This window comes from Bradyrhizobium canariense, from assembly GCF_900105125.1.
Classification (GTDB): domain Bacteria; phylum Pseudomonadota; class Alphaproteobacteria; order Rhizobiales; family Xanthobacteraceae; genus Bradyrhizobium; species Bradyrhizobium canariense_A.
Map to the genome: position 1 here is coordinate 4409248 of NZ_LT629750.1, position 24764 is coordinate 4434011.

The 24764-nt window shown below is 58.3% G+C and carries 23 protein-coding genes and 1 tRNA gene; 15 read left to right on the forward strand and 9 right to left on the reverse strand.

Going from position 1 to position 24764, the window contains the following annotated elements; translation table 11 throughout:
- Positions 1-346: 346 nt before the first annotated feature.
- The gene (locus BLV09_RS21035; protein ID WP_146688733.1) at positions 347-1819 is read right to left on the reverse strand and encodes a DNA cytosine methyltransferase; all 1473 of its coding nucleotides are present in this window, start codon (positions 1817-1819) and stop codon (positions 347-349) included.
- 142 nt (positions 1820-1961) lie between these two features.
- Here BLV09_RS21035 and BLV09_RS21040 point away from each other — a divergent pair, with 142 nt between their 5' ends.
- A complete protein-coding gene (locus BLV09_RS21040) occupies positions 1962-3116 on the forward strand; it encodes a restriction endonuclease (protein ID WP_197684968.1) in 1155 nt (384 codons plus the stop codon).
- Here BLV09_RS21040 and BLV09_RS21045 read toward each other — a convergent pair.
- Positions 3058-3660 (reverse strand): very short patch repair endonuclease, encoded by a 603-nt coding sequence (locus BLV09_RS21045; protein ID WP_349536559.1) that lies wholly within the window; start codon positions 3658-3660, stop codon positions 3058-3060. The two genes, BLV09_RS21040 and BLV09_RS21045, sit on opposite strands and share 59 nt — an antisense overlap.
- Here BLV09_RS21045 and BLV09_RS21050 point away from each other — a divergent pair.
- The 7 genes from BLV09_RS21050 to BLV09_RS21080 all read left to right on the forward strand — a co-directional run bounded on the left by BLV09_RS21050 (position 3624) and on the right by BLV09_RS21080 (position 14314).
- Entirely contained in the window at positions 3624-5126 is a 1503-nt protein-coding gene (locus tag BLV09_RS21050) for an ATP-binding protein (protein WP_167558828.1), read from the forward strand. The two genes, BLV09_RS21045 and BLV09_RS21050, sit on opposite strands and share 37 nt — an antisense overlap.
- Entirely contained in the window at positions 5123-7888 is a 2766-nt protein-coding gene (locus tag BLV09_RS21055) for a Z1 domain-containing protein (RefSeq protein ID WP_167558829.1), read from the forward strand. The genes BLV09_RS21050 and BLV09_RS21055 overlap by 4 nt, the downstream gene beginning before the upstream one ends.
- The gene (locus tag BLV09_RS21060; protein WP_146688737.1) at positions 7885-8901 is read left to right on the forward strand and encodes a PD-(D/E)XK motif protein; all 1017 of its coding nucleotides are present in this window, start codon (positions 7885-7887) and stop codon (positions 8899-8901) included. The genes BLV09_RS21055 and BLV09_RS21060 overlap by 4 nt, the downstream gene beginning before the upstream one ends.
- Entirely contained in the window at positions 8894-10735 is a 1842-nt protein-coding gene (locus tag BLV09_RS21065) for an AIPR family protein (RefSeq protein ID WP_146688738.1), read from the forward strand. The genes BLV09_RS21060 and BLV09_RS21065 overlap by 8 nt, the downstream gene beginning before the upstream one ends.
- Positions 10736-10905: 170 nt before the next feature.
- Positions 10906-11850 (forward strand): 5'-methylthioadenosine/S-adenosylhomocysteine nucleosidase, encoded by a 945-nt coding sequence (locus BLV09_RS21070; protein ID WP_146688739.1) that lies wholly within the window; start codon positions 10906-10908, stop codon positions 11848-11850.
- On the forward strand, positions 11847-13835 hold the full coding sequence (locus BLV09_RS21075; RefSeq protein ID WP_146688740.1) for a HEAT repeat domain-containing protein: 1989 nt from the start codon (positions 11847-11849) through the stop codon (positions 13833-13835). Before BLV09_RS21070 ends, BLV09_RS21075 begins: the two co-directional genes overlap by 4 nt.
- A gap of 2 nt (positions 13836-13837) precedes the next feature.
- The gene (locus BLV09_RS21080) at positions 13838-14314 is read left to right on the forward strand and encodes a deoxycytidylate deaminase (RefSeq protein ID WP_146688741.1); all 477 of its coding nucleotides are present in this window, start codon (positions 13838-13840) and stop codon (positions 14312-14314) included.
- 97 nt (positions 14315-14411) lie between these two features.
- On the opposite strand, the gene BLV09_RS21085 is transcribed toward BLV09_RS21080, so the two are convergent.
- Genes BLV09_RS21085 through BLV09_RS21100 form a run of 4 tightly spaced genes read right to left on the reverse strand, consistent with a single transcriptional unit; the run spans position 14412 to position 16426 of the window.
- Positions 14412-15263, reverse strand: a complete 852-nt coding sequence (locus BLV09_RS21085) for a HesA/MoeB/ThiF family protein (RefSeq protein WP_167558830.1) — start codon at positions 15261-15263, stop codon at positions 14412-14414.
- Positions 15250-15777 carry a Mov34/MPN/PAD-1 family protein gene (locus BLV09_RS21090; protein WP_146688743.1) on the reverse strand — a complete coding sequence of 176 codons (528 nt, stop codon included), beginning with the start codon at positions 15775-15777 and terminating at the stop codon, positions 15250-15252. Before BLV09_RS21090 ends, BLV09_RS21085 begins: the two co-directional genes overlap by 14 nt.
- The gene (locus BLV09_RS21095) at positions 15774-16178 is read right to left on the reverse strand and encodes a hypothetical protein (protein ID WP_146688744.1); all 405 of its coding nucleotides are present in this window, start codon (positions 16176-16178) and stop codon (positions 15774-15776) included. The genes BLV09_RS21090 and BLV09_RS21095 overlap by 4 nt, the downstream gene beginning before the upstream one ends.
- Positions 16163-16426: a multiubiquitin domain-containing protein gene (locus BLV09_RS21100; protein WP_146688745.1), complete on the reverse strand. Its 264-nt coding sequence runs from the start codon at positions 16424-16426 to the stop codon at positions 16163-16165. The genes BLV09_RS21095 and BLV09_RS21100 overlap by 16 nt, the downstream gene beginning before the upstream one ends.
- 135 nt (positions 16427-16561) lie before the next feature.
- Between BLV09_RS21100 and BLV09_RS21105 the strand changes: the two genes are divergently transcribed.
- From BLV09_RS21105 to BLV09_RS38865, 5 genes are all read left to right on the forward strand, one after another.
- Positions 16562-16882 (forward strand): helix-turn-helix domain-containing protein, encoded by a 321-nt coding sequence (locus tag BLV09_RS21105; protein WP_146688746.1) that lies wholly within the window; start codon positions 16562-16564, stop codon positions 16880-16882.
- 146 nt (positions 16883-17028) lie between these two features.
- Positions 17029-17235: a hypothetical protein gene (locus tag BLV09_RS37405; protein WP_167558831.1), complete on the forward strand. Its 207-nt coding sequence runs from the start codon at positions 17029-17031 to the stop codon at positions 17233-17235.
- Positions 17236-17275: 40 nt separating this feature from the next.
- Entirely contained in the window at positions 17276-18826 is a 1551-nt protein-coding gene (locus tag BLV09_RS21110; protein ID WP_146688747.1) for a hypothetical protein, read from the forward strand.
- A gap of 350 nt (positions 18827-19176) precedes the next feature.
- On the forward strand, positions 19177-19533 hold the full coding sequence (locus BLV09_RS38635; protein WP_349536561.1) for an Arm DNA-binding domain-containing protein: 357 nt from the start codon (positions 19177-19179) through the stop codon (positions 19531-19533).
- A complete protein-coding gene (locus BLV09_RS38865) occupies positions 19433-19657 on the forward strand; it encodes a phage integrase central domain-containing protein (protein WP_433994350.1) in 225 nt (74 codons plus the stop codon). The genes BLV09_RS38635 and BLV09_RS38865 overlap by 101 nt, the downstream gene beginning before the upstream one ends.
- Here BLV09_RS38865 and BLV09_RS38640 read toward each other — a convergent pair.
- Positions 19579-19854 (reverse strand): hypothetical protein, encoded by a 276-nt coding sequence (locus BLV09_RS38640; RefSeq protein WP_349536563.1) that lies wholly within the window; start codon positions 19852-19854, stop codon positions 19579-19581. The genes BLV09_RS38865 and BLV09_RS38640 overlap by 79 nt on opposite strands.
- A gap of 107 nt (positions 19855-19961) precedes the next feature.
- Here BLV09_RS38640 and BLV09_RS37410 point away from each other — a divergent pair.
- Both BLV09_RS37410 and BLV09_RS37415 read left to right on the forward strand, forming a co-directional pair.
- A tRNA-Arg gene (locus BLV09_RS37410) sits at positions 19962-20032 on the forward strand.
- 353 nt (positions 20033-20385) lie between these two features.
- Positions 20386-20655: a hypothetical protein gene (locus BLV09_RS37415; protein ID WP_157810110.1), complete on the forward strand. Its 270-nt coding sequence runs from the start codon at positions 20386-20388 to the stop codon at positions 20653-20655.
- A gap of 33 nt (positions 20656-20688) precedes the next feature.
- On the opposite strand, the gene BLV09_RS21125 is transcribed toward BLV09_RS37415, so the two are convergent.
- Together BLV09_RS21125 and BLV09_RS21130 are read right to left on the reverse strand one after the other, a co-directional pair.
- Positions 20689-21693, reverse strand: a complete 1005-nt coding sequence (locus tag BLV09_RS21125) for an AraC family transcriptional regulator (RefSeq protein WP_146688748.1) — start codon at positions 21691-21693, stop codon at positions 20689-20691.
- Between the two features lie 96 nt (positions 21694-21789).
- Positions 21790-24597, reverse strand: a complete 2808-nt coding sequence (locus tag BLV09_RS21130; RefSeq protein ID WP_146688749.1) for a helix-turn-helix transcriptional regulator — start codon at positions 24595-24597, stop codon at positions 21790-21792.
- Positions 24598-24764: the final 167 nt, after the last annotated feature.

The following is a 24764-nucleotide window of genomic DNA, read 5'->3' on the forward strand; positions in this document are numbered from 1 at the left end:
ATACTCGATGCCGTCCTTCACCTTCTTGAACAGATCAGCGAGCAGCGAATTTGCGCTCTTCGAGGGGCTGCGGACTTCGATCCCTCCAATTCCAGCAGGTCGAACCCGCAGAGTGACGCCTCGCGGACATATTCATGGGAGTGAAGGAGTGCGAAGCTCGGCATGCCCTTGTCGTTGTAGACGATACCCTCGCAGGCACGACGCGGCGTTGATCATGCGCGCCGCCTGGACGATGCGCGGGAAGCGACCGGTCGAGTCAGCGCCGCGGCGGGCGAACACGCGTATCCCTTCGACAGGTCTTTAGTCTACGGCTTTCGCGACACTTGCGAAGGCTTACTTTATATTCCTATTCCGCAGCTGCAGCGGGAATGAGCGCGCTTCGCAGGCTTGAAATGATCTCAAAGGCTAGTTCGCGAGCCATGACAGGTGGGACAGCATTTCCAATCTGCCGAAATGCGGGATTCATCGTTCCGGCAAAGACAAAACCGTCCGGAAACGATTGAAGTCTCGCGGCCTCGCGAACCGTCATTACCCGCGCTTGGTCGCTATCGTAGTGAATGTGCGTATAGGTATCCTTGCCGATGTGCGCCGTAAGCGTCCGAACGGGACCGTTCGCCCGCAATTTCCACCACCGGTTCGGAAATTTGCTCGGGTCATACGGCGGCACCATCGAATCGCGAAGGGACCGCCATTCCGCGCTCTTGGGTGAAAGTTTACGACGGCTCGCGGCGGCCTTGAACAGCTTCATTGCCACGCGGTGGGCCTGCGGATATTCATCACCGGGCGCCATCGCCCTGAAGATCCTGGAGTCTCGAGGGAGATAGCGAAGCACATGGTCATAGACGGCGTCGCCGGCCTTGAAGCCGGGCCACGATCGCATGAGCTGGGCATAGGAAGAGAGGTTCTCCCAGGCGGTTCTGCGATAATAAGCCGCCTCGGTAAAACGCCTCGCCCCACGCTTTAGCGTGCCTTCGAGGTGAGAAGTAACCGGCGGCAGGTCACCGATCGCTTCGAGGGCGGTCACCGCATGCGGAAGTCCTTTGTGGCCTGTATCCGGTTTGACGAAAGCGTACGCCTCCGACGAGTTGATCAGCTTCAAGGAAACAGCGCGGGTCCCCGCGTATCCTCGCGGAAGATCGCAGTGATGCGTCGCCCGAGGAAATCGAAGAACTGCTCCCAGCTCCTTGCGATACGCGATCATGTAGACGCGGTCTCGCATCTGCGGCACGCCGTGATGCGCAGCGTTGATCAGGGAATACGCAGCGTCATATCCCATATCATCGAGCGCCTCCACGATCTCCTCAACGACGTTGTGACCGCCATAGTTGAGAACATCAGGCACGTTCTCGAAGAGGATCGCGAGCGGTTTCAGGCGCTCGACAAAATGAAGGTACCGCAGATACAGATTACCCCTCGGATCAACTTTAAACGCGCGAGGATGATCAGCTATCTCCCTTAGCTTCGCTCGGCCGACACGGGCATACGCCTGGCAGGGCGGCCCTCCTATGATGATATCGATCGCTTGGGAGGTAGGACCCAGCCTGAATTCTTCGACGAGTTGTTCGGGTTCAAGCGACGCGACGTCGCGGGGCATCGCATGCAGATCAAGGACTTCCTTGGGCGCGTCCTTGAAGAAATTGATCGCGTGCGAGCGGGCAGCCAACTTGTCGATTTCGAGCGACACGGCAATGTCGCAACCGGCAGCATGGAAGCCAAGACTCAGACCACCGCAACCAGCAAATAGATCGAGGACTCGCGGACGCGCCTGTGGATTGCTAAGACGGGCCAATTTGGCGGCGACGCCGTCGAGTGATTTCATCAACGAAAAAGTCCATGGTAGGGGTGATGCGCCGCCGCAACTTACCAGGTTCGACGGACATTGCCAGGCTGCTTAGCCAGAAATTACCGGGGAAAGTGCAGTGGGGGACGCAGGAAGGTCGATCTCGTTCGACGCGCTTGGAGTGGCCGACCTGCACGTCGACGCAGTATACGAGGGCGGTCGCTCCGGCAACGCGGGCGATGACCCGTTCCCTCGTCTTCTTCGGGTTTCCAACCAGGGCGGATTCCGATACCGCGGCTCTCTTGCCGCCCTTGAAATGGTAGTGCTGACATCCTCGATGAGCGACGCCAACTGGCCCGATGAGCTTGATCGGGAAACCGGCGCGTTCACGTATTACGGGGACAACAAGCAGCCGGGCCGCGCGCTCCATGCGACGCCCCGGAACGGCAACGAACTCCTTCGCCGCATTTTTGCCGCCGCGCACGAGGGCGAGACCGGCAGGCGCACCGTTCCGCCGATCTTCGTATTCGGCAACACTGGCGATTGGCGCGACGTAATGTTCCTCGGGCTCGCGGTACCGGGCACTTCGGAGCAACAGGTCGCGGAGGACCTAGTGGCGATCTGGCGGACTGCGAACGGCATGCGCTTTCAGAATTATCGCGCACGCTTCACCATCCTGAATGCGCCCCTTATTGAACGGACCTGGATCGAAGAAGTAATTGCAGGGACGCCCCACACGCATCGCGCACCGCAGGCGTGGACCGACTGGATGGAGAGGGGCCGGTATCAACCGCTCAAATCCACCCGCGCCATCGAGTACAGGACCAAGATCGAACAACTCCCCTCGGGCGCAGAAGACCTTGCCATCATTCGCGAGGTCCACCAGTTCTTTGGAGAGCGTCCGCACGATTTTGAGAAGTGCGCTGCTGCGCTTGCCAGACTGATGCTACCTGACATCGCAGAACTCGACCTGACGCGTCCGTCACGAGATGGCGGTCGAGACGCGATCGGCAAGCTGCGCCTTGGTCACGGGATCGCATCCATCCTTGTCGACTTTGCCCTGGAGGCAAAGTGCTACGCGCTCGACAACAGCGTTGGTGTGCGGGAAATGTCGCGCCTCATCTCGCGGCTGCGCCACCGGCAGTTCGGAATACTCGTCACGACGAGTTACGTCGATCTGCAGGCCTATCGCGAGATCAAGGAGGATCAGCATCCGATCATCGTGATCTCGGCGCGCGACATTGCCGGCCTCCTCAGGCGACACGGGCACGCGGACGCTACCGCCGTGAGGGCTTGGCTTGATCGCGAGTTTTCTGCCCCGACCGTCGCACCTTAGATATCGGACCAGCGCGGCGACCTTGCTTTCCTGGCGGTCCAAGCTCCTTCGCGAGCCGTCCCGCCAGGAAAGCAAGATCGCCCAGCTGGCACTCCCAGACGGTGACCACTCGCCAACCCGCAACTTCTAATTCACGTTTCGTTCTTCGGTCGCGCGCAACGTTGCCATCGAACTTGCGCTGCCAGAACTCCGCACGGGTCTTTGGGACGTACGCCAACCCGCAATCGTGCCGGTGCCAGAAACAGCCGTGCACGAAGAGGGCAACACGCCTGCTCCGAAAGACGATATCCGGCTTTCCCGGAAGGTCCCGGACATGGAGCCGAAATCGGTACCCCATAGCGTGCAGGAGCCTGCGAACGGTCATTTCCGGTCCCGTGTCGCGGCCTCGGATGCGGCCCATGAGGGCGCTGCGTCTCTCGCGGCTCATGATGTCGAACCGCACGCTCGGCTCGCCAGCGCCCGCAACCGCTGGTAAGTTGCCGTCTTTCCGTTCCCGTGGGGCTCTCATTGCCTTTGCCCGTGCCAACGCGTGCAGTACCGCCATCCGCTGCCGCCCTTGTTGGCTCCCTTCGGGGGGTCGGCTATTCGCTCGAAACGGCGATCGCCGACATTCTCGACAACAGCATAGCCGCCGGCGCCAAGAGTATCGATATCCAATGGGAATGGAACGATGGAGAGCCGGTCGGATGGATCCTCGACGACGGGCACGGTATGCATACCGACCGCCTGGTCGAAGCCATGCGCTTCGGCGGCATCGGCCCCGAGGCCAAGCGGACGGCTGAGGACCTCGGCAGGTTCGGACTCGGCCTCAAGACCGCATCGCTCTCGCAGTGTCGACAGCTGACCGTGGTCTCAAAAGCCTCTTCCGGCCTCGCGTCGTTCACGTGGGACCTGGACCAGCTCCGCAAGAGCGGCGGCGGGTGGGATTTGATCGAAGGCGATGCAGGCCTCTCTGGCGAAATCCGCGATCAGTTGAAATCGAGAAAGTCGGGCACGCTCGTCGTATGGCGCATGGTCGACTTTGGACGAACGAACGATCGGCCGAGCTACGAGTCGTTTCTTGCCGATCTCCAGCGCGTCGATGCTCACCTTGCTATGGTATTCCATCGCTTTCTCGCAGGTGACGCCCGAGCGCTCGAGATCACGCTCAATGGCAGTCGGGTGAAAGCGTGGGACCCCTTCCTGGAAAACGACGAATCGGTCATCCGAAATCCGGAACAGCGCATAGAGGGGCCGGGCGGCAGGGTTCGCGTCCGTGGTTTCGTCTTGCCGCACCGGGATCGATTTCGCAATGAGATCGAATTCGAGAAGGCCGGCGGCCCCGATGGATGGACGGCGCAGCAGGGCTTCTATGTGTACCGGCACAAGCGTCTGCTGTCGGCCGGAGGCTGGCTCGGACTTGGTGGGAGCCGCGCGTGGACACGAGATGAAACGAGCCGGTTGGCCCGCATACGCATCGATATTCCCAATACTGCGGACCACGACTGGCGCATCGACGTTCGGAAGGCGATAGCTCGTCCACCGGATGCGATTCGTAAGCCGCTTCAGAGGATAGCCGAAGACGTTCGTCGCAAGGCGCGAGAGGTTTTTGTCCACCGCGGGCAGTACGGCAGTCGGCAGAAGGCGACCGGCGTATCGCGAATATGGCAGGTAAATCCTGAGGGCGCGAAGCGCCGGTACACCGTTCGGCGGGACCACGAACTAATCCAGTTCCTCAAGGGGCGGATGGACAAGACGGGTTTCGAATTCTTCGAGGCACTGCTCGACCTCGTCGAGAGAACCGTACCTGTCGATCGTGTATGGCTCGACGTAACCGAGCATGGCGTACCCGACGACGAGGTCAACAGTTCGGAGCTCGTGACCACCGCGCTCTCCATGGCGAGGATGATGGAGCGAGCGGGACTCACCCCTCACGAAGCCGCGGCACGGCTGGCCACGATGGATCCGTTCGACAAGGTCGAGGATATCGAAGAAAAGCTGATACGAAAGCTGCAGGGGGCGAAACGATGAGTTCAGTTGAGGACGCGATTGGCTCGATGGCCCTCATGATGCTTCGGCAGCGCCATCCCGATGCAGCGGTCGGCAGGGAGGAGATCGAGAAGGCGGTCAACGACTGTGCGCAGCTCCTTGCGCGAGACCTCTCGGCTGAGCAGATCGCGGCGATCGTGCAGGAGCTGGAAACAAGGCTGATCGTCAAGGTTGGCCGGCCAACGAGACTGGTTGACGAGCGAGGCCACGTTCCCTGGTATTTCGGGGATCGAAAGGAAGGCCGCAGGTTCTTCAAACGCTACAGCGATTTCCTGATGCAGGATCAGGGCTGGTCTCCGGCGGCAATCGATGCGATCGACCTTTCCACGGACCTGATCATGGAGCAGATGGAAGACCCGAACCGTGACGGCCCCTGGGACCGTCGTGGGCTCGTCGTCGGGCATGTCCAGTTCGGAAAGACCGCCAACTACGCGGGACTGGCAAGCAAGGCGGCAGACGCAGAGTATAAGCTGATAATCATACTTGCCGGCATGCACAACGCGCTCAGGCAACAGACGCAGCGTCGCATGGATCGCGACTTTCTTGGCTACAATACGACTCCCGCCAGTGGCGGCGCCGGCTTCACGCGAATCGGTGTCGGCGAGCTCGATCGCAGCATCCACGCCGAGCACCTCACCACCCAGGCCGCGAACGGAGATTTCAATCGCGCGTTCGCGGACAATCTGGGGATCGGCGTGCAGCAGAGGCCGGTGCTTCTGGTCATCAAGAAGAACGCTCGCATCCTCGAAAATCTGAACAATTGGGTCAATGAGGTCCTGGCCCCTCGGGGCGATACTGAGGCGCGTCCGCTCCTCCTCATCGACGACGAGGCTGATCAGGCTTCGGTCGACACGGGCGAGCAGCGATTTGACGAGAACGACGCCCCCGATCCAGATTACGAGCCCAAGCGCATAAACGGTCAGATACGACGCCTCCTCTCGTCTTTCGCTCGCTCTGCATACGTCGCGTATACCGCGACCCCGTTTGCGAACGTGCTTATTCACGACGCCGCAGCAACCGAAGACTACGGGGACGATGTATTTCCACGAAGTTTCATCATGAATCTTCCATCGCCGTCAAACTACGTCGGACCTGGCCTTCTGTTCGGAATCAACGGCGCAGGCGCTGACACGGCGCAGGAGCCCCTCGACGTCACGCGAGACGTCGATCAGGACGGTGAGACGTGGATCACTATCGACCACAAGAATGGCTTCGTACCTCGGTACGATGGGGAGGATTGCATTCCTCCGTCGCTCGAAGACGCCATCCTGAGTTTTGTGCTCGCATGCGCGGCCCGCGCGGCGCGTGGCCAACGCAACGTTCACAACTCGATGCTGATCCATGTATCTCGCTACAAGGACGTGCATCAGGCCGTCTTTCGACAGGTCGATGAATGGGTCGCCGATCTCAAACGCAGGCTCAAATATAGATCGAAGAAAAAAGACTCGATCCTCGATCGACTGCGCGAACTCTGGGAGCAGGATTTCGTGCCGACATCGGCGACGATCAGAGCAACGGAAATTGGCGCGACGCTTCCCATGACCGATTGGTCTGCGGTCGAACGCGAACTTGCCACCGCTGCCGACAAAATCCGGCCGCAGGTCGTCAATAGTGAAATTCGCGATGCGCTCGACTATGACGGCAATGCCGCGCAGGGCCTAAACGTCATCGCGATCGGCGGCGACAAGCTCTCGCGCGGACTGACGCTGGAGGGACTGACGGTCAGCTACTTTCTGCGACCATCAAGAATGTACGACAGTCTCATGCAGATGGGCCGCTGGTTCGGATACCGGCCTGGGTACGTCGATCTGTGCAGGCTGTACATGACGCCTGACCTGCAGCTGTGGTTCCGCCATGTGGCGACCGCGGCAGAAGAGCTGCGTGAACGCCTCGATCACATGGCCATGATCGGGGCGACCCCGGAGCAGTATGGTCTCAGGATCCAGTCCCATGACATCCTGCTTGTGACCGCCCCGAACAAGATGCGTCACTCGCGGGAATTCCAAGTCTCATTTCAGGGCGAGGCAAAGATACAGACGGTCCTCTTCAACGATCAATCGCGAAACCAGCAAAACGCAGCGACGATTACAAGCTTTTTGGATCGGATCGGACCGCCTGCTGAGCCTGCGACGCAAACGGGATTCAAATCCCTCGAAGAGCGCCGCCTGTGGAAAGGTGTAGCCGGTGCGGAAGTAGCGACCCTACTCGGCTCGTTGCTTTTTCCAGACGAGGCGCGTGACGTGAATGCTGCCCGCCTCAGCGCATATGTCCGCGAACAGCTGGGTGCAGGGGAACTGACCGACTGGACGATTGCGGTCCTCAGCGGGAGCGGCGAACCCCTGACAGTGAATGAATGGACCTTCAAGACGATCGAGCGCGCTCCCCTACCGCGTGGAGAAGCATCCGGTCGGTACGTCGTGAAAACCATACTCTCGCCGCGCGACGAGGCGATCGATCTTGATCAAGCTGAGTTTGATCGTGCGCTTGCCGCGACGAACAGGAAGCGCGCAGCAGCCGGCAAGGACGAAGCAACTACTCCCGATGGGCCTGAAATACGGAGGGTGCGCGGCGAGAACCCAAAAAGAGCTCTTCTCCTGCTGTATCCGCTCTCGCCCGAGAAGGCGGAGCTGCGCGAAATCGACGTACCGATCTTCGGGGTGGTTGTGAGCTTCCCTGACTCCCGCAGCGGCCGATCGATCCGATATCGGTTCAACACCGTCGAACAGCGGCTTGAACCGGTATGACATCTATTCGGGACGATCTCGTATCCAAATGGGCCGAAGCTGCGCGCGCCGCACCAAGCGATCGCGAATGGAGAGCGGTTGCCCTCTCTGTACCTGCAACGGTGCGCTTTCTGGCGGGCATACGAGAGCCGGACGGTCGCATCGCGCTCCTCATTGAAGCACCCCTTGGTGCCGCGCCGGCCACGCTATTGAGAGTAGCCACGGAAGGCGTGAGTCTCAGCGACCGGCGGGACGCGGCTCAAGGCCTTGTTCGCGTGGCGGTCGCGCTGGAGCGCGAGCCGCTACGCGATGTTTTTGAAGTGCTGGCAGCCGATCTGGTGGATGTCGTCCGGCAAGCTGCGACTCCAGCTCAGGCGCTCACGATCGGCGTTTCGCGGCTGGAGGCCTGGCGGGCCTTTCTGCGCTCCGGCCGACGGGGTCTCTCGAGAGAGGAGCAGATCGGGCTGCTCGGCGAACTCACCGTGCTGGAGCTTCTCTCGGGCGAGATCGGCCATGAAGCGGCTGTAGAGGCTTGGTTCGGTCCCTTGGACGGTATTCACGACTTCAGCAGATCGGGAATCGGGATCGAGGTCAAATCCGTTGCCGGCGGAGGAAATCTCGTGCGCGTATCGCGCCTGGACCAGCTCGATCGGAGGGGACTTTCATCCCTTCTCATTGCACGCCCCCGATTTCAGGAGACGCCCGATGGCCGTACTGTGCCTGCAGCCGTGCGCGATATTCGCGAGGCCATCGATCGATCTGCCCCCGGTGTAAGACGAGCATTCGATGATCGGCTTCTAAGGGCGGGACTGCTTGAGGTCGAACCGCAAGCATCTCCGGGATTCGCGTTCATTCTCCAGGACCTGTACGGCTTTGAGGTGCGGGAGGACTTTCCGCGGTTGACCGGCCTCTCGGTGCCGCCGGAAATTGTGGATGCGTCGTACTCCCTGGACGAAAGACTACTTGGCGGCTTCCTGATCGGCGCGGATGGTCTGTCTCGATCTCTTAAAATGATGGGCGGGGCTCATGACTGATGAAGCAATGGAAGCGTTCGCCCGGAAACTTGCGAGTGAGGTCGACGAAGCGATCCAGTCGGGCGACGGCAGCATTTATAGTGAGGAGGAGTTCACCCGCATCGTGTTGGAGCGCCTCGGTGACGAAGGAGCGATCGAGAACCCCACGCTCCTGTGGCAGGAGGGCAACTTTGCGCGAGCGAAGTACAAGATCACCGGCTATTCCATTCCCGACGATGAGGAACGTCTCATACTCGTGACGACGATCCACACGGGGGACGTGCCGCCGCGCGCCTTGACCCGCGACGAAATTCTGAACGCCCTTCAGCAGGCGATGAAGTTCTACGAATGCAGCTGCAAAGGCCTTCATGCGAAGATCGAACCGTCGAATACCGACGCGAGCGAGTTGGCTCGGCATATATATGAAGCGCGCGAACAGATCGGTGTCCTGCGGGTAGTCCTGCTATCAGATGGACTGACGGGCCTTAGATCGATCGATCTCAAGAAGGCCTTTGATGGGACGCGTGTCATTGTTGATCTATTCGGCATCGAACGGCTTCAGCGAATCCTCGGACAGGGACTGCGCCGAGACGACATTGTGGTGGATTTCAGCGCCGAACCTGGTGGCCCGCTTCCTTGTCTCAAGGCGTCATCGGAAACTGCCGACTATGAGGCGTATTTGACCTCCGTGCCGGGCGCGCTGCTCGCGGATATCTACGAGAAGTACGGCACCCGATTGCTCGAACTCAATGTACGTGCGTTCCTTGGGCTTCGCGGTCGCAAGAGCGTCAATGCGGGACTTCGAACGACAATCCGCGATCTCCCTCACCGCTTCCTCGCTTACAACAACGGCATTGTCGCAACCGTTGATGCGATGGAAGTGGAAGATAGCGGGAATGGGCAGTTCAGAATCAAATCGGTACGAGGTCTACAGATCGTTAATGGTGGTCAGACTACCGCCAGTCTGCATCGCGCCAAACGACAGGACGGGGCGAAGCTCGATGCGATCTCTGTACCCGCGAAGATCATCTGCGTCGGCGGAGCGGACCTTGACGAGATGGTTGCTGCGGTCTCGAAATCCGCCAATAGCCAGAATACAGTTCAGCCCGCAGACTTTTCCGCAAATGACCCGTTTCACGTCACCGTTGAAAAGCTTGCCAACAATACCTGGTTGCCTGATGGCAAGGGCCGTTGGTTCTATGAGCGCGCTCGCGGAAGCTACGGCGCAGCCGAGCTCAAGGCGTCGTTTGGTGCAGGCCAAAAGCGACGGTTTGCGCAGGAGACCCCGAAGGAGCGCAGATTCTCGAAGACCGATCTGGCGAAGTATCTGAATGCTTGGGAGGGGCAGGCACACCAGGTGAGCTTTGGTAATCAGAAGAACTTTCAGTTCTTCATGCAGGCGCTGAAGGAAGAGCATCCGGATGGGTTAGAGCCGGATGCAGCGTGGTTCAAGGCGTTCGTTGCGAAGGCGATCCTCTTCCGAGCCACTTTATCGATCGTGCGGGCAAAGAAGTTTGCCGCCTTTCAGGCAAACATTGTCGCTTACACGATCGCGTGCCTTTCGTGGGTAACCAATGGGCGTGTCGACCTCGATATGATCTGGGCGCAGCAGGCGATTTCACCGGATCTACACAAGCTTCTTGAGAGCTGGGTCGGCAAGATCGACAAGGCGCTTCGAAAGACAGCAGGTAATCGCATGGTGAGCGAGTGGGCAAAGAAGGTGGAATGCCGGGATGCTCTTCGCGAACTGTCTTTCGACCTCCCGGACAAGCTTCCACCTGAGCTTACCTGCCAGAAGGGCGCAGGCCGCGGATCCAACCGCTCCAAAACGCGGGATGGCGAAATCAGACTTTAAAAACAGCAGGCAAGAAACGCGAACCGCAATACTCCCTTCCAAATGTTCTTGATTTGTTCCAAAACCGCGCGTATAGACTTTCCTCCTGTGTACAGTTGAGAGAACGGCCTATGCCAAGCCAGTGGCAAGTTGTCTAAATGTCATGGCTGCGACCATGAGTTTAGCAGAACGTGCAGAACAACTTTTCATTTTTTGGCTCTACTTACAAGGCGTTAGCGGCAGCAGTCCGCTCTGTCCTTAATGCGAGCAGGGTCGCTTATTCGGCGCCGGTCGGCTTGAAGGGTCGAGCGCGCGTCGGCGTGATAACCGTGATACCGGAGGAGTTTTCGGCAGCTCAGGAAGTGTTTGATTTACGGCGGAACGTTCCAGAGACTCCGTATTTCGTCCAGACCGATCCGACACTGGGCGATTGGGACGTCGTACTCACGCAGGCCACCGATCGAACAAACGTTCCGCTCAGCGGTGATATCGCTGCCATGATTCAAGATCTCCGTCCTCAAGTCTTGATTTTGCTAGGTGTTGCCGGCGGTCTTTGTGACGACAAAGGGAAGGGTCGCGATGGTATTGACTTAGGCCACGTCCTAATCGCGGAATATGTCGGTTATGTTGAGTTCCTTAAGATCACAGATAAGGGAACCTTCCATCGCCACTACGCGATCGATCATCCTTCGCTCCCCTTAAGACGAAGCGTCGCACTACCGCTTTCAAAGGAATTTGATCTGACGGGCGCGCTTAAGCTTCAGCAGCCCGACAAGGTTACGCCGCCAAGACAGATCGTCCCTCGCATACATATTGGCCCGATTGTATCAGGCGAGAAGGTCATGGGGGACATTCACGATCCTGTGCAGATCAATCTATTGAAGCCATTCGACAATTCGCTTGCGGTTGACATGGAGTCAATCGGGATAGCACGCCAGGTGTGTGAGAGGAGAAGTTCGTTTTGGTATAATCCACGTTACGCCGTTATTCGTGGAATATCAGACTTGGTGGGACCACCAGAGAACGCCGAGATTCGCGCAGCCTGGAAGCCCTTTGCGGCCCACGCCGCAGCAATCGTCGCCCAGGAATTCGTTCGTCGACTGCCGCGCGATCCCGCTCCTGGAGTAAATCTATGAAGGTGTCTCCAGCGCAGCAGCTACAAATTCTGTCGAAAGCCGCACGTCGCGAGTTGGCCAATCTTCCCGACGAAAAGCCGACATTTGCGCTCCGCCTAGGTTGGTCTCACAACTATGACGATTTGTTCGCCGGCATCCATTCGGAGACCGATGAGAACGCACTGCTGAACAAGCTATTGGAGAAGGGAAAGGTTGTAATTGCCGGTCGCGGCGGCGGAGGCAAAACGCATCTGTTGTATAGAACGATGAAGCGCGCAACCGCCGCCGAGTTCATTCCGATTTTCATTGATTTGAAGAAATGGTCTGGGGCTGATTATGAACGGTGGAAGGATTGGACCGCTGCAGATTTGTCGGAGGGCGCCAGCTTCTTGATAGAACGTTTTAGCAGCCCAAAGGTATCTCCTCTTGAACTGGACTGGCTTCCGCCCACAGCAAAGAAGGTACTTGTCGTGGACGGCTTGAACGAGCTGTCCGCGAACGTCGGTCAACAGATTCTCTATGCTCTGAACGAGATTTCTACTGATCAGGTTCAGACCTACGTAATTGTGGCCGATCGATTAGTTCGACGACAACTTCCATCAGAAAGAAGCTGGGCGCTATCGACAATTCTACCGTTCTCCGAAGCGCAAATTCGGTCCTACTTCGGAGATAAATTCCAAGCTACGAACGACTCTCGGATGCTCGAAATTCCTTTCTTCCTCAACGCTGCCATCAAAGGAGATTTGGTGCCTGGCGGGCGAGCAGGCATTAGCAGCTCGTTCTTGCGAAGGCATTCCGGATTAACGGACGATCAAGTCGAATTGCTCGCTAGGTTTGCGTTTGATGCCTATCTGCAAAACAAGGCACGCACGTTTGAATTTGCTCAGCTGTTGCAATCGACTGGACCAGACATTGCAAACGCTATTCTGAATGCCAGAATAGTAGAGAAACTGGATGACGGGTTAGCCTACTTTTCTCATCACTTAGTTCATGATTATTTGGTGGCACGATATTTGGCGGAACAGGCATCTACGGCCTGGACGAGACAAACGCTAAATGCGGTCAGCTTCGATCGGAGTTCGTTCGACGTTGTCGCTCTGGTTCTCCGGCTACAGAAAGGACAGCAGGCAAGTCTTTTTTTGCGCACTCTCTACGACTGGGATCTGTACGCCGCCGGCTACGCAATGGCAGAAGCAGACACGCAGGGAGATGGACCAACCAGAGAAATGCGCGCCTTGATTTTCGCAATGCTGGCGGAGAAACGGTTCGACGTAGTAATGGCGACGAGACAGCGAGCAAACGACGCCCTGCTGATCTATCAATCGCCTGATGCTATTCCGTACAGAGCGGCAACCGATTTGCAGCGGGTGTTTGACGCCATCAGAATGGTTGATTCAACAGAGCATTGGTTCAACGAGTGGCGCAGACTTTTTCTAAAGCCGCTTGGATCCCCCTTGGATGACGAGTCGTTGGACTTGATATTAGACACCGACTCCGTAAGGGGTTGGACCATCGCAAATGTTGCAAAACGCACGCATCTATCTCCTGACCAACAGTCAAGGCTTCGCGGCTTGCTTACTCAGGATGAGGCGGTAGTTCGCTGGAGGGCGGCTCACGCTCTCGGCAGCTTCCCTACGCATGCAAACTTTGGCGCCTTGATCCGCGCTCTTGATCAGGATCTAGAAGCGGATGTGCGCTATGGAGCGATTCGGTCCCTTGTTGAAATGGCGAGCTATAGTGACGTTGAGCTCAGAAATGTCATTGCGACAGAGGTTGAAAGAAGAGCAGATAGAATTTCGGTCGACAACAGAGTCGCCACGGAGTTGGCCCGCGCTCTATTGATCGATCTCCAAAAAGCACCTCAAGACTGGCTACAGACAGTGAAGACGATATCGCGTTCGATGTTTCAATCAACAGAAGATCCTACAAACCGAGATCTCTGGCGTTCCGTTTCAAGCAAAGCAGAAGCGCTCTATGGCCACGAGAACATGACCTTTGGCGGGTAAGAATGACGGCAAATTGGGACAAGCGGTTCATGGATCTCGCCGTCCACATTGGAAACTGGAGCAAGGATTCAAGCCGCAAGGTCGGCTGTGTGATTGTTGGACCCCACAATGAGATCCGAGCCACTGGCTATAATGGGTTCCCGCGTGGAGCTGACGATGGCCAAATTGAGAGACATGCGCGCCCACAAAAATATCTCTGGACTGAACACGCCGAGCGCAATGCGATTTTTAATGCCGCAAGATCAGGAATACCGCTCGAAGGTTGCCGGATCTATGTCCCATGGTTTCCTTGCATGGATTGCGCTAGAGCAATTGTGCAAGTCGGAATCAAGCAACTCATCGCTGTACGTCCCGATGAAAACGATCCACAGTGGGGGGAGGCATTTAGCGCTGCCCTCGAACTCTTCAAAGAGACCAATGTGGAGATACGCTGGTTTGATTTTTCGGATCACGTCGACGATCCCAGCCCCAAGAATTAGCTGCGCGAGGCTTGTCATTCTAGGCAAGCCTGAACTAAAGGATGGATGTTCGTTCAGGAAGCACTAAGGAACGGCGCGTCCGCGAGACCCAAATGGCTCATGCTTTAGCGAACGTCGCCCTCAGATATCTATCAGTGTCGGCACGATCCCCGGAGTTCCATTGGCCGCAGTAGGGACAGCCCGATCTGACTGAGACGATTCGCTCTGCGGAGCGGGCTCTTTCACCTTGATAATTTATGAACTGCTTGGGTACGCCCAATTCTGTGCAAGCGATCATAAACTCGGTTACTGCGAGCGACGCAATCACGCCGTTGATCGAAACCACGGACGGACCTGCCTGATTCAGGTGGGCTCGATGAATGCCGTAAACGGCTTCACGGTTCAGTCGGTCCGTAGGGCTTTCTAGAAACGCTTGTATCTCCGTTTGGTCAAGCTCTCCGAAGCAAAAGAGACACCCCGGGGCCTCCGTTTTGAAAACGACTCTTCCACCGAACGAACCTTCCAAAACGTCTGACGCCAAGTCGAGATACGGCTTAGCATAGGCGGTGCTCACATCGTTGAGCACAAACCGGGGACCGTCACTGTCTAGACATCCGAATACATAGTCGGCATCTCGAATCGCTGAGAATGCGCCTGGACTTATCAGATTATTCGGGACCGTGACGACTTTGATAGAGGGATCGATACTCTGCGCCAACCGCCAAGCAACGTCGACCTTACTTGTCCCCGGAACAGGATCGTTGTCTCTAACTCCAACGTATCTGTTCTTGTTTGATGTCGAAATTTGTTCCCCGTCGACTAGGTAGAGGGCGCCTACTCCCAGAAGCGCCAATTGCTGAACGACGTGACTGCCGAGCCCGCCAACGCCAACTACAGCTACTTTGGTTTGGCGTAACTTTCTCTGACCTTTCTCTCCAAATAGTCGGATGTTGCGATCAAAACGAGTCATTCTTGATTCCTTTCCATCTTTCGACTGAAAGATTGGTTGGGGACAAGGCGCGCTCACCAGCATTTATCGCGTGAAGCGCAGTCGGGTGGCGCGCCGCGACCGTCCATACTAACGCGTCGAAAGTATTGCCAGCTACCACGATCGCCACATACGGCTGGCCGCGAAGTCGCCATTGCATATGGGGCACTGTTTCCTGGAGACCGAGAAAATCGAAGGTCGAGAAAGCCGCACGATGCGAGCCTGGATGCGAGTGAACTTCGATTAGACATGCGCGCTGCATATGAGCACGTTTGATCAGATGTGCACGGGTCGTGTCCTGTAGCTCTAGGTAGTCGCCGCTTTGCGAGGCAAAGTCTCGATCGGTCATCAGTTGATGATCAATTACCTGAATGGTGCTCAGGTCAGCTTCGTACTGGCCGAACAGGAATGCGGCCTGCTCCTTTTCCGAACGCGTCTGCAGCAGGTGTCTGGAAACGATGCTCCAAATATTTGGATCGATGCTGATCGCGGTCATGGTCCCTCACGAAGGCGGGCGATAAAACTGCGAGCCCAACCCCAAAGATTTGAACCAGACGATAGATCGTTGGTCGCAAACCATCCCTCCGGCGCCCACGAGAAGAACGTCCATTGACCGGGAAACGGCGGAGCGACCGGCGGCGAGCCAGCTTGGTATGGCTGGCCTCCGAAGCGGAGTTCTGATGGAGCAAAAAAGCCGTAAGGCTCCGCACCGGGATAGCCCGGCCGAAGATTGAATGTGACTGACGTCGAGAGGCACTGGCACAGTTCGGGCGTCGGATAACGAGGCACAAGGAACCAATCGCCCTGTTCTCGATATTCGACGTCCTCGCCGTAATGGCGGCGAAGCAACGCGAGTTCCTGCGCAATCCTCTCTCGCATCGTCAGCCCCTCTTCCATCGGATTCGCTTGCCGAAACCAAGACCTGGCTTGATTTCGATCCGCTCACCCGGGTTCAGGGTGCGCTCCGTATTTTCTCGGTCGACCATGATGACGCCTTGAGCTGGGTCCCAACCTCCCAACCGCGCAATCTCTTCTGTCGTGATGGTCGGATGCCCCCAAGCGACAGCTCGCCCTTCGATCTCCAATTCGAAGATCTCGGCAGGGCCAGAACGATCGGCGACTGAAACATTCATGATCAGCTCCATTGGTGTCTACCACTGTAATACGAATACGTCTGAAATAGCAGACAAGGCAGCGCATGTCAACCGATTCAGACTAAATTGTCTGATTGACTGTACAAGGCGAGCGCTATATGACGACGTTCTCTAAGGGAGAAATGCGTGAGCCTGGCAAGCAAGCTATTGAAACTCAGACAGGAATCGGAAGAGTCGCTTCAGGGAGTGGCCGACGCGGTGGGCGCCTCGCGCGCGCACATTTGGGAGGTCGAGACTGGCCGCACAAAGAACCCGTCTCTGGATCTCATTCGGCGGCTCGCAGACCATTTCAAAGTGAGCGTCGCCTGGCTGGTGGGTGAAATTCCCGAAGAAAAATCTGATAACAAAACGGCGACGCTGTATCGTACGTTACAGTCGCTATCCCCGGAAAATCAGCAACATATTCAAGCTATTATCGACTCGATGCGAAAATCCGAAAGCGAGTAGACCCTCCAGCGCCGCGCGTTGACCCGTGCAGGTTCCTAAGGGTACTGTGATTCGCCTCGCCTTCTTCGCAAACATTGCCATGGAAACCCTCTTAGCCCGGCGCGTTCTCGCCCAAGTGAATGCGCTTGCCGTACGAGAGAGGAATCATGCCGAACCGATCGACGAGTCATAGTGATGCGGTTTCCCCAGTGACGATCGACGAGTTGGAGCAGCGGGTTGAAGCATGGGTATCCTCGACGGAGGGTACGGCCCAACTACTGGCAACAAAAGATGCGGCGCGAATCGCGGCAGAAAAGGTTACTACTGACGCTCAGGTTGAAATCGAGCAGCTGCGGCAGACCGTAACTCTATAATTGCGATTGCTTGCTGCGAATTTTCGCGGGAGGCGACACTATGACGACATACGAGGTGGAAGATTATTCCGTCTCGAATCTGGGCGCGCGACTGAATCGCCATAGCCATCAAGGAGATGGCTATAGCGAGGCCAAATCCCATCTTTCATACTTCGACGAATATTTTTCGTCGGTCGGCGCCAAGACCATTCTAACCGAGCATCCGTACACCGATCGCGACTATCTTGAGGATTACGCAGCATATTATGCGCGATGTCACGCGGAGTATGGAAGACGATGCGCGCGTCTACACTTTTTCAGCAGCGGCTTCGATACAACTCTTATTTCCAAAGCTATCGAAGGTGATGCGGCTGCCGTCGACACGCTGAAGACTTCTTACCTGGGCTTCGTCGTTGTTAAACCGCTGCCATCAACCGTTATTGGTCGAACGTGTCTCGTTACCTACGGCAATGTTGGTCGGAATCGAGCCTTTCCCACGACTCGCCCCTACACGGTCCACATTTTTGGGATTGAACTCACTGTTCAATCCCTCCCATTCCAAGAGCAAGATACGGACGTAGCGGCCTGTGCAACGAGTGCGCTGTGGTCAGTGTTCAACGCCACCGGTCATCTTTTCCAGCATCATATTCCGTCACCGGCTGAAATTACCAAGGCTGCTGCCTCATCTCAGCGGCTGGTAAATCGAACCCTTCCGGCCGGCGACGGACTAACGGCGGAACAAATGGCCGACGCAATTCGCAGTGTTGGCCTAGAGCCGCTCTACATCAATGCGAAAAATCTTGGGCTGCTCTTGATAAGCGCCAGCGCATATCTACGCGCGAAGATTCCGTGTCTACTCATGGGAGCAATTTTTGAGTGCATACTAGGCACTCCCGAGCGCCGATTGGGCCATCATGCAATTGCCCTCGCTGGATTTGGCGTACCGAAAGGACCCCCAGTGTCCTATGACGCAACCTTATTTTCTGCGCCTTCGACGACCCGCATCTATGCTCACGACGATCAAGTTGGGCCTTTCTCCCGTCTCCAAATTGACAGAACGAAGCCGTATCCACTCCTGACATCTTGGATTGATCGCAATAAAAACAGAGGGAATGTTTTCTTCGAGCCCGAAATCCTATTGGTTCCGCTTTATCACAAGATTCGCGTTCCAATTACGTCCGTCATTTCCACGATTGCCGCGCTGGATCGCTGGCTAGAGACCGCGCGAAACGCCAATGTCCTATCCCTGGCCGATCAAATCGAATGGGACATCGTGCTGACCGAAAACTCCGATTTCAAGAGTGATGTCTACCGAGACACCACGATCATATCCGGTTTTCGGAAGGCAATTTTGGAGGACGATCTTCCTCGATACCTGTGGCGCGTGAGCGCCATGTCAGGTGGACAAAGACTATTCGATTTATTGTTTGACGCCACCGATCTACTGCAGGGCGGGCACATAACGCGAGGCTTGCCCTATTCAAGAGCCGCCTGTCTTAGCATTGCGGTACTCGCCAAGAATCCCGCCGCTCAGAGTTATATCAAGCTCACGGGCAATCGAGGCTTGGAAATGGCATTGAGATGGTTCGCCAACAATGCGCTGGTTTTCTGAAGCCGCGCAAGAATCGATCCCACATGACGCTAAGTGTCGTGAACCAGCCGCGACGTTTCTGGCCTAAAATCACCCTTCCACCGGGCCAGTCGTCACCCCTTCGACAGCCGGCTCAATGACGCGACGGTGAATACACTCGTCGAGAACCTTAAAGCCGAACACGAGGCATGGATCGCGGCATACAGTAGTCGAGTAGGGTCCCGAGATGGCCTGACGTAAACGCAACGTTCCTAATCGCGAACCGCCTCGAAGCGCTTGGCAATTCCGCGCAGATTGCCTTGTTTCGGTGTAGATTCTTGGAATGTTGGTATCCATGTGGGTATCGACATTTTGTAACGAGAAAAAACGAAATGAAAGCAATAAGGTGGCCGTCCAATTCAACGCCGGCCAGGGCACCATCCTACCGTCCGCCCTCATTCGCTAGCGAAAAAGACTACAAGCAATCCGACGGTGGTGGACTTTTCATGCTGGTCACCACGACCGGATCAAAGCTCTGGCGCTTTAGCTATCGCTTCGATGCCAAGCAGAAGCTGCTCGCCCTTGGTCAGTATCCGGTGACATCACTCGCGGACGCGCGCATCAAGCGAGACAACGCAAAAAGATTGCTTGCCGAAGGCATCGATCCCTCAGCCAACCGCAACGCGCGCTCGGAGCACTATTGGCGCTGTATTCGGCTTTGCCATAGCAACGAGTCGCGCAGAACGTGATCCAACCGCGGACCTGCGTGGCGCGCTCATCACGCCCACCGTTACTCACCGGGCGACAATTGTCGAACCCAAAGCTGTCGGCGCCTGCTGCGTGCAATCGATGGCTTTGAGGGACATGCCGTAACGAGGCTGGCGCTGAAACTGGCGCCACTGGTTTTTGTTCGACCTGGGGAGCTTCGGCACGCCGAATGGACCGAGTTCGACTTGGCTGCCGCCGAGCGGCGTACACCCGCCAAAAAGATGAAAATGAGACGACCTCATCAGGTGCCGCTTGCGATTCAAGCGCTTGCCGTCCTTACGATAGCGCGCAGCAGCGGGCATTCGAAAACTTCCGGACAGCAGCGGCGGAGAGAGAATTTTTCGGACTGTATTAGCGACGTCGAAGTATTCGCGCCGGCGCTATCGTATCCCATGCGATACGCTTAGAAGCGAGGCTGATCGACTAAGCGTTGCCCTCCGAAGGCAAAGGTTCCACGTTCGAATCGTGTCGGGTGCGCCAGCTTTTTCTTTGTTTTACAACGCGATATGCAGCCGCACAGCCTGAGGCTTGAGTTCTGGTTCATTCGCGCGAGTAAGCAATTGGGAGAAAATTTCTAAACGCGCTTGAATTGGCGCTCGAAATGCAGGTCGGTCCGGCCCATCGAGAGGAAGTTGTTCGGGCTAGGTCGAGTTAGCGGGAGGTAGCGAGACATCCACAACGTCCGCTTTGCGCTGGTCCAGCGCGTCCCTCATGTCCAGCAAACCTGCGACCCCCCCAAGCCGCGACTTCGCCGACGCTGTGGCCGGCAACGATGAGCCGGTCGGGCATCCGGTCTCGCAGTGCCGCCGCGGCGGCCAGCGCCTGCAGAGTATTTGACCGAGGCGATTGAGCGCCATGATCTCCATGATTGCGGTCTCGCGGCGCGAGCGGTGCCCGAAATCCGCGTTCAGTGCCTCCTCGATCTCGGCGCGATGCGCGACGACCGTCTCGCGCAGTTCCTGAGCGTCGCACGGCGGTGGGGGAGCGAGGGCGTGCCTTCGCGCAGAATGGCGGCGCGCTGGCGACCGAGGATCTGGGAAAGCGGAGTGGAGTCGGCCTTGGTTTCAAATGGGATCATCGCGTTCATGGTTCCTCAAAGTTGACAGGAGAAACTTGAGAGGCAAACTGGCATGCGATCATCGCAAGCAATGGCTCTGGCGCCATCGCAGCGGGGTCAGGCCCGAAAAACGTTTGAAGGCCACCGTGAAGTGCGCCTGGGAACCGAATCCCACCGCCAAAGCCAGTTCGGCAATGGGCATGTCGGTCGTCGCGAGCATGGCCTGCGCTTTGGCGATGCGGCGGCGGACCAGATATTCATGCGGGCGAACGCCCGTGGCTGCGCGAAACTGCGCCGCGAAATGCATGCAGCTCAAGCCTGCGGCACCGGCGACATCGGCAAGCGCCACCGGAGAGTCGAGATGGGCCTCGATGAATTCGTTGACGCGCTTCAGTCGCCATCTGGGAAGCGCGGTGATCTTTCGAGCGGATGGCGGCGAGACCTCGCTATAGAGCCGGAGTAGGTGCGTCACGATCGCCAGGCCGAGGAAATCGGCAAAAAGGCAACCATCTGCACCGTCGATCGACAACAGGGTGGTGCCGAGTTTCTCCAGCAGCGCATCCCGGGCAGGCAGGGGATCTCGCAGAGCCACCCCATCGGTCGGCCACTTGCCATGCGACCAGTCGAAGCACTCCATGAGAAGCGCATTCGGAATGTGAAAGTGCAGAATGTCATAGGGCCGCGCATAGACGACATCTGCCGGCAGCCCCGGCGGCGTAATCTGGATGACGCCAGGAACGACGTCCTGGTGCTGAAACGATCTCGGTCCCACTCGCAGCGACAGCCTGGTGGGCTGTAGAATGACGGCGAGGATGTGATAATCGCCGGCGATTTCGAACGAATGCTGGTCGCGGTCCGCCCCCTGCCAGCGCGAGACCACCAGCCGCGGGACGCGCTGGTCCATGCCGTCCGGCTTGTCCGGCAGCCGCCACTTCCGCTCCTTGTAGATGACAGGACGATGTGGCCTGGGTCTTTCGAGCGAGATCAGCAGTCTGGGACTGTCCGCCCTGTCGTGGGCACCCGGCCCGGGCTCGAGCTCCTGCGGTTCATTGCCAAAGAATTCGAGAACGCTGCTGTCCGTCATGGCTGCCACCTGGCTGCTTCGTCGATCGGCCAAGGGTGGCAAGAGCCGGGATGCGCGGCTTCTGTCGAACGACTGGCCAGATGACTGGCCGGCCGATCAGGCGATGGGTTGTGGGCGGTTCAGCGCCGTCCGCAAACCCGAGCGTGCGGTGATGCCGAGCTTCGGAAAGATCCGGTAGAGGTGATAGCCGACCGTCCGGTGGGACAGATAGAGCCGCGCCCCGATCTCCTTGTTTGAGAATCCGTCGGCCGCGAGTTCCGCGATCTGAAGCTCCTGCGGCGTCAGTGCATCAAGCACACGTCCTGCTCGAGGACGGCTGGCCTCGCCGGCAGCGCGCAATTCCCGTCTTGCCCGATTGCCCCAGGGCACCGCGCCCAGCGCATCAAGGATGTCGCGCGCTGTCCGCAGCGGCGCGCGCGCGTCCATGACGCGGCGCTGACGCCGCAACCATTCGCCATAGGCCAGGAGCAATCGCCCGCGCAGGAACGGCCAGTTCTGCGAGATAGTGCCAAGGCCGTCCTGAAAGAACGTCTCCGCGCGGGCTGGCGGAGCAAGCAAAGCCTTGCTGTAGGACAGCATAATCTGGACCCACGGCACGGCCATGGGCGCCGACCGCCGCTCGACATCGTCGATAGCCGCGGCCGCGACGGCTTCCTGACCGCAGGATACCGCAGCCTCGACGTAGTCCGCGAGACTGAAGAATTGAATATTCGTGTTGAATGCGGGATCGGCAGGCGCCTGGAGTCGCTGCAAATGCTCGTACGCCTCCAAAGATCGGCCCGCGCCGAGCGCAGCAATGCCCCGCGCGTTCTGCAGCAGCGCCAACAGAAAGTTGGTGTTTGGCGAAAGGACCAACCGCTCCACCTGGAGCGCATGGGCCTCGCAGGCGTCGAGATTTCCCCGCATGGCGGCCAGCTTCGCCTGCACGACAGTGGCCGCGGCGATCCACACCGTCGCTCCCACTTCTTCGGCTAACCGAAGCGACTCTCCCGCCGATCGCATGGCGCCCATCCAGTCGCCAGTCTCCATTTCCGCCCATCCCCGCGCGAACAGCACACGCGCCAGTTCGCCGAGTCGTCCCTGCTCGCGAAATGCCGTACTGACCGCAGTCAGCCAACTGAGGCCGAAGTCGAATGCACCGATGGTGTTGGCCGCTAGGCCCAGAGTCCATGCGATGCCCGGATCCGCGACACCTGGCGCAGCTTGCGCGGCAAGCTGCCGATGAATCTCACCCCCGTTCTTGAGCGGTTCGACATAGGCGGCGATGGCGATCAGACGCGCATCGGTCGCGGGCACTCGCATTTGACGGGCAGCGGCGTGGACGCTCGCGCGCACCGCGTCGCTTGCGTGGCCCCACCAGCAGCGCTGAGCCGCACGCCACAGCAGCTCCAATGCCAGATCGTCGTCGCCACCGGTTCGCGCATCGGCAGCGAAGCCGACGAGCGGGGATATGCGGGCAAGATCGATGACTGTCAGAGGCTCGCTGATTTCGCGTATCCAGGCAAAACGCGCCCGCAAATGCGGATGCGACTCATTTGGCGTCGCCTCACGCAACAGGCGCTCCACCGTCTCCGGTTGGCCCATGTCGGCGGCGAACCCCGCCGCGCGCAGTAGCCGTTCGCTCCTCGCCAGGGCCGTACGGCTCAGCCGCGCCGCGTTCTCCTCCGCAAAAATCGCCGTCACCAGCGCACCACGCCGCTGCGATCGCGAGGCGGCTTCGTCGAGTTCCGCGGCTAAAGCGTCATCCGGTCCGATGGTCGAGGCCATCCGATGCCAGACTGCGCGATCTGATTGATCCTTGATAACGCGGGCCAATGCCGCATGGACATCGTGGCGCATCATCGGGCTGGCCGCTTGATGTAGCGCCGATCGGACGAGAGGATGCCGAAACCGCACCTCTCCTCCGTCGACCTCGATCAGCATCGCCGACACCGCTGGCGTCAGTGCGTCAAGTCCCACTCTTTCGCCAAGCAGCACTTCGCCCGCGTCCAACGCCTCGCGAAGGGATTTGCTGTCATTCTCGGTGACGACGAGGAGCAGCGTGCGAGTTGCCGCGGGAAGGCCGGAGACCCGGCTAAAGAAGGCGCGCTCCAGGCGATCGGTCAGCGGCAGCCATTGCGCCTCGCCGGATTCCGTCCGGCTCTCGCCGCGCGGCAACTCGACCAGGGCCAGAGGATTGCCTGCCGCCTCGTCGAGGAAACGATGGCGCAGATTAGGCGAGAGTCCCGGCGCTTGGACGTTGAGCAGGCGTTCTGCCGCTGCCGCGCTGAGCCTTGATAGCCGATGTCGCAGGATGCCCGAATGAAGAAAGGATTGGTCCGAGCCTTCCCGGATTGCCATCAAAAGGACGATCGGATCTGAACTCAGCCGCCGCGAGATAAATGCGAGCACATCATGGCTGGGCTGGTCGAGCCATTGGACATCGTCGGCGATCAGCAGGATGGGTCTGCGCGCCGCGCTCGCGGTCAGAAGATTGAGTGTCGCCAAACCGACAAGAAAGATATCCGGCGCCGTCCTGCCGTCGCTCAGGCCGAAGGCAGCCAGCAGCGCCGAGCGCTGGCGTGCCGGCAGGGAAGCGACCTGCTTGAGCATCGGTCCTACAGCCTGGTGGAGCGCGCCGAACGGCAGGTGCGCCTCGGATGTCACGCCGGAGAGCCGAAGTACGCGCATTCCGCGCGCTCGGGAATGATCCTGCGCAGCGTCGAGCAAGGTCGATTTTCCGATGCCGGGTTCGCCGCTGACGACCAGTGCGGAGCCGGCGTCGCGGACGCGGTCAATCAGCTCGTTGATCAGGGTTATATCGTCGTCGCGCCCGTATAGAACAGGCGAAGCCGCGTGCAGCCGATCTCCGATCTCCCGCTGTTGTGGTCCTGACCGAGGCGCCTGTGCCAGTCGTCGTGTCATCAATATCCCCGTTCAGTTCCGAGCAGCCCATCCAAGAACAATCCTGCCGAAGCTGCAGCACGCTCCTATGTAAACAGCGGACGCATCCGTACCTTCGTCGACGACGCCCAAAGCTCAAGCGCAGTCTCGATCGATGCCCCTCCATCCATCACCTCCGAATCGCGATG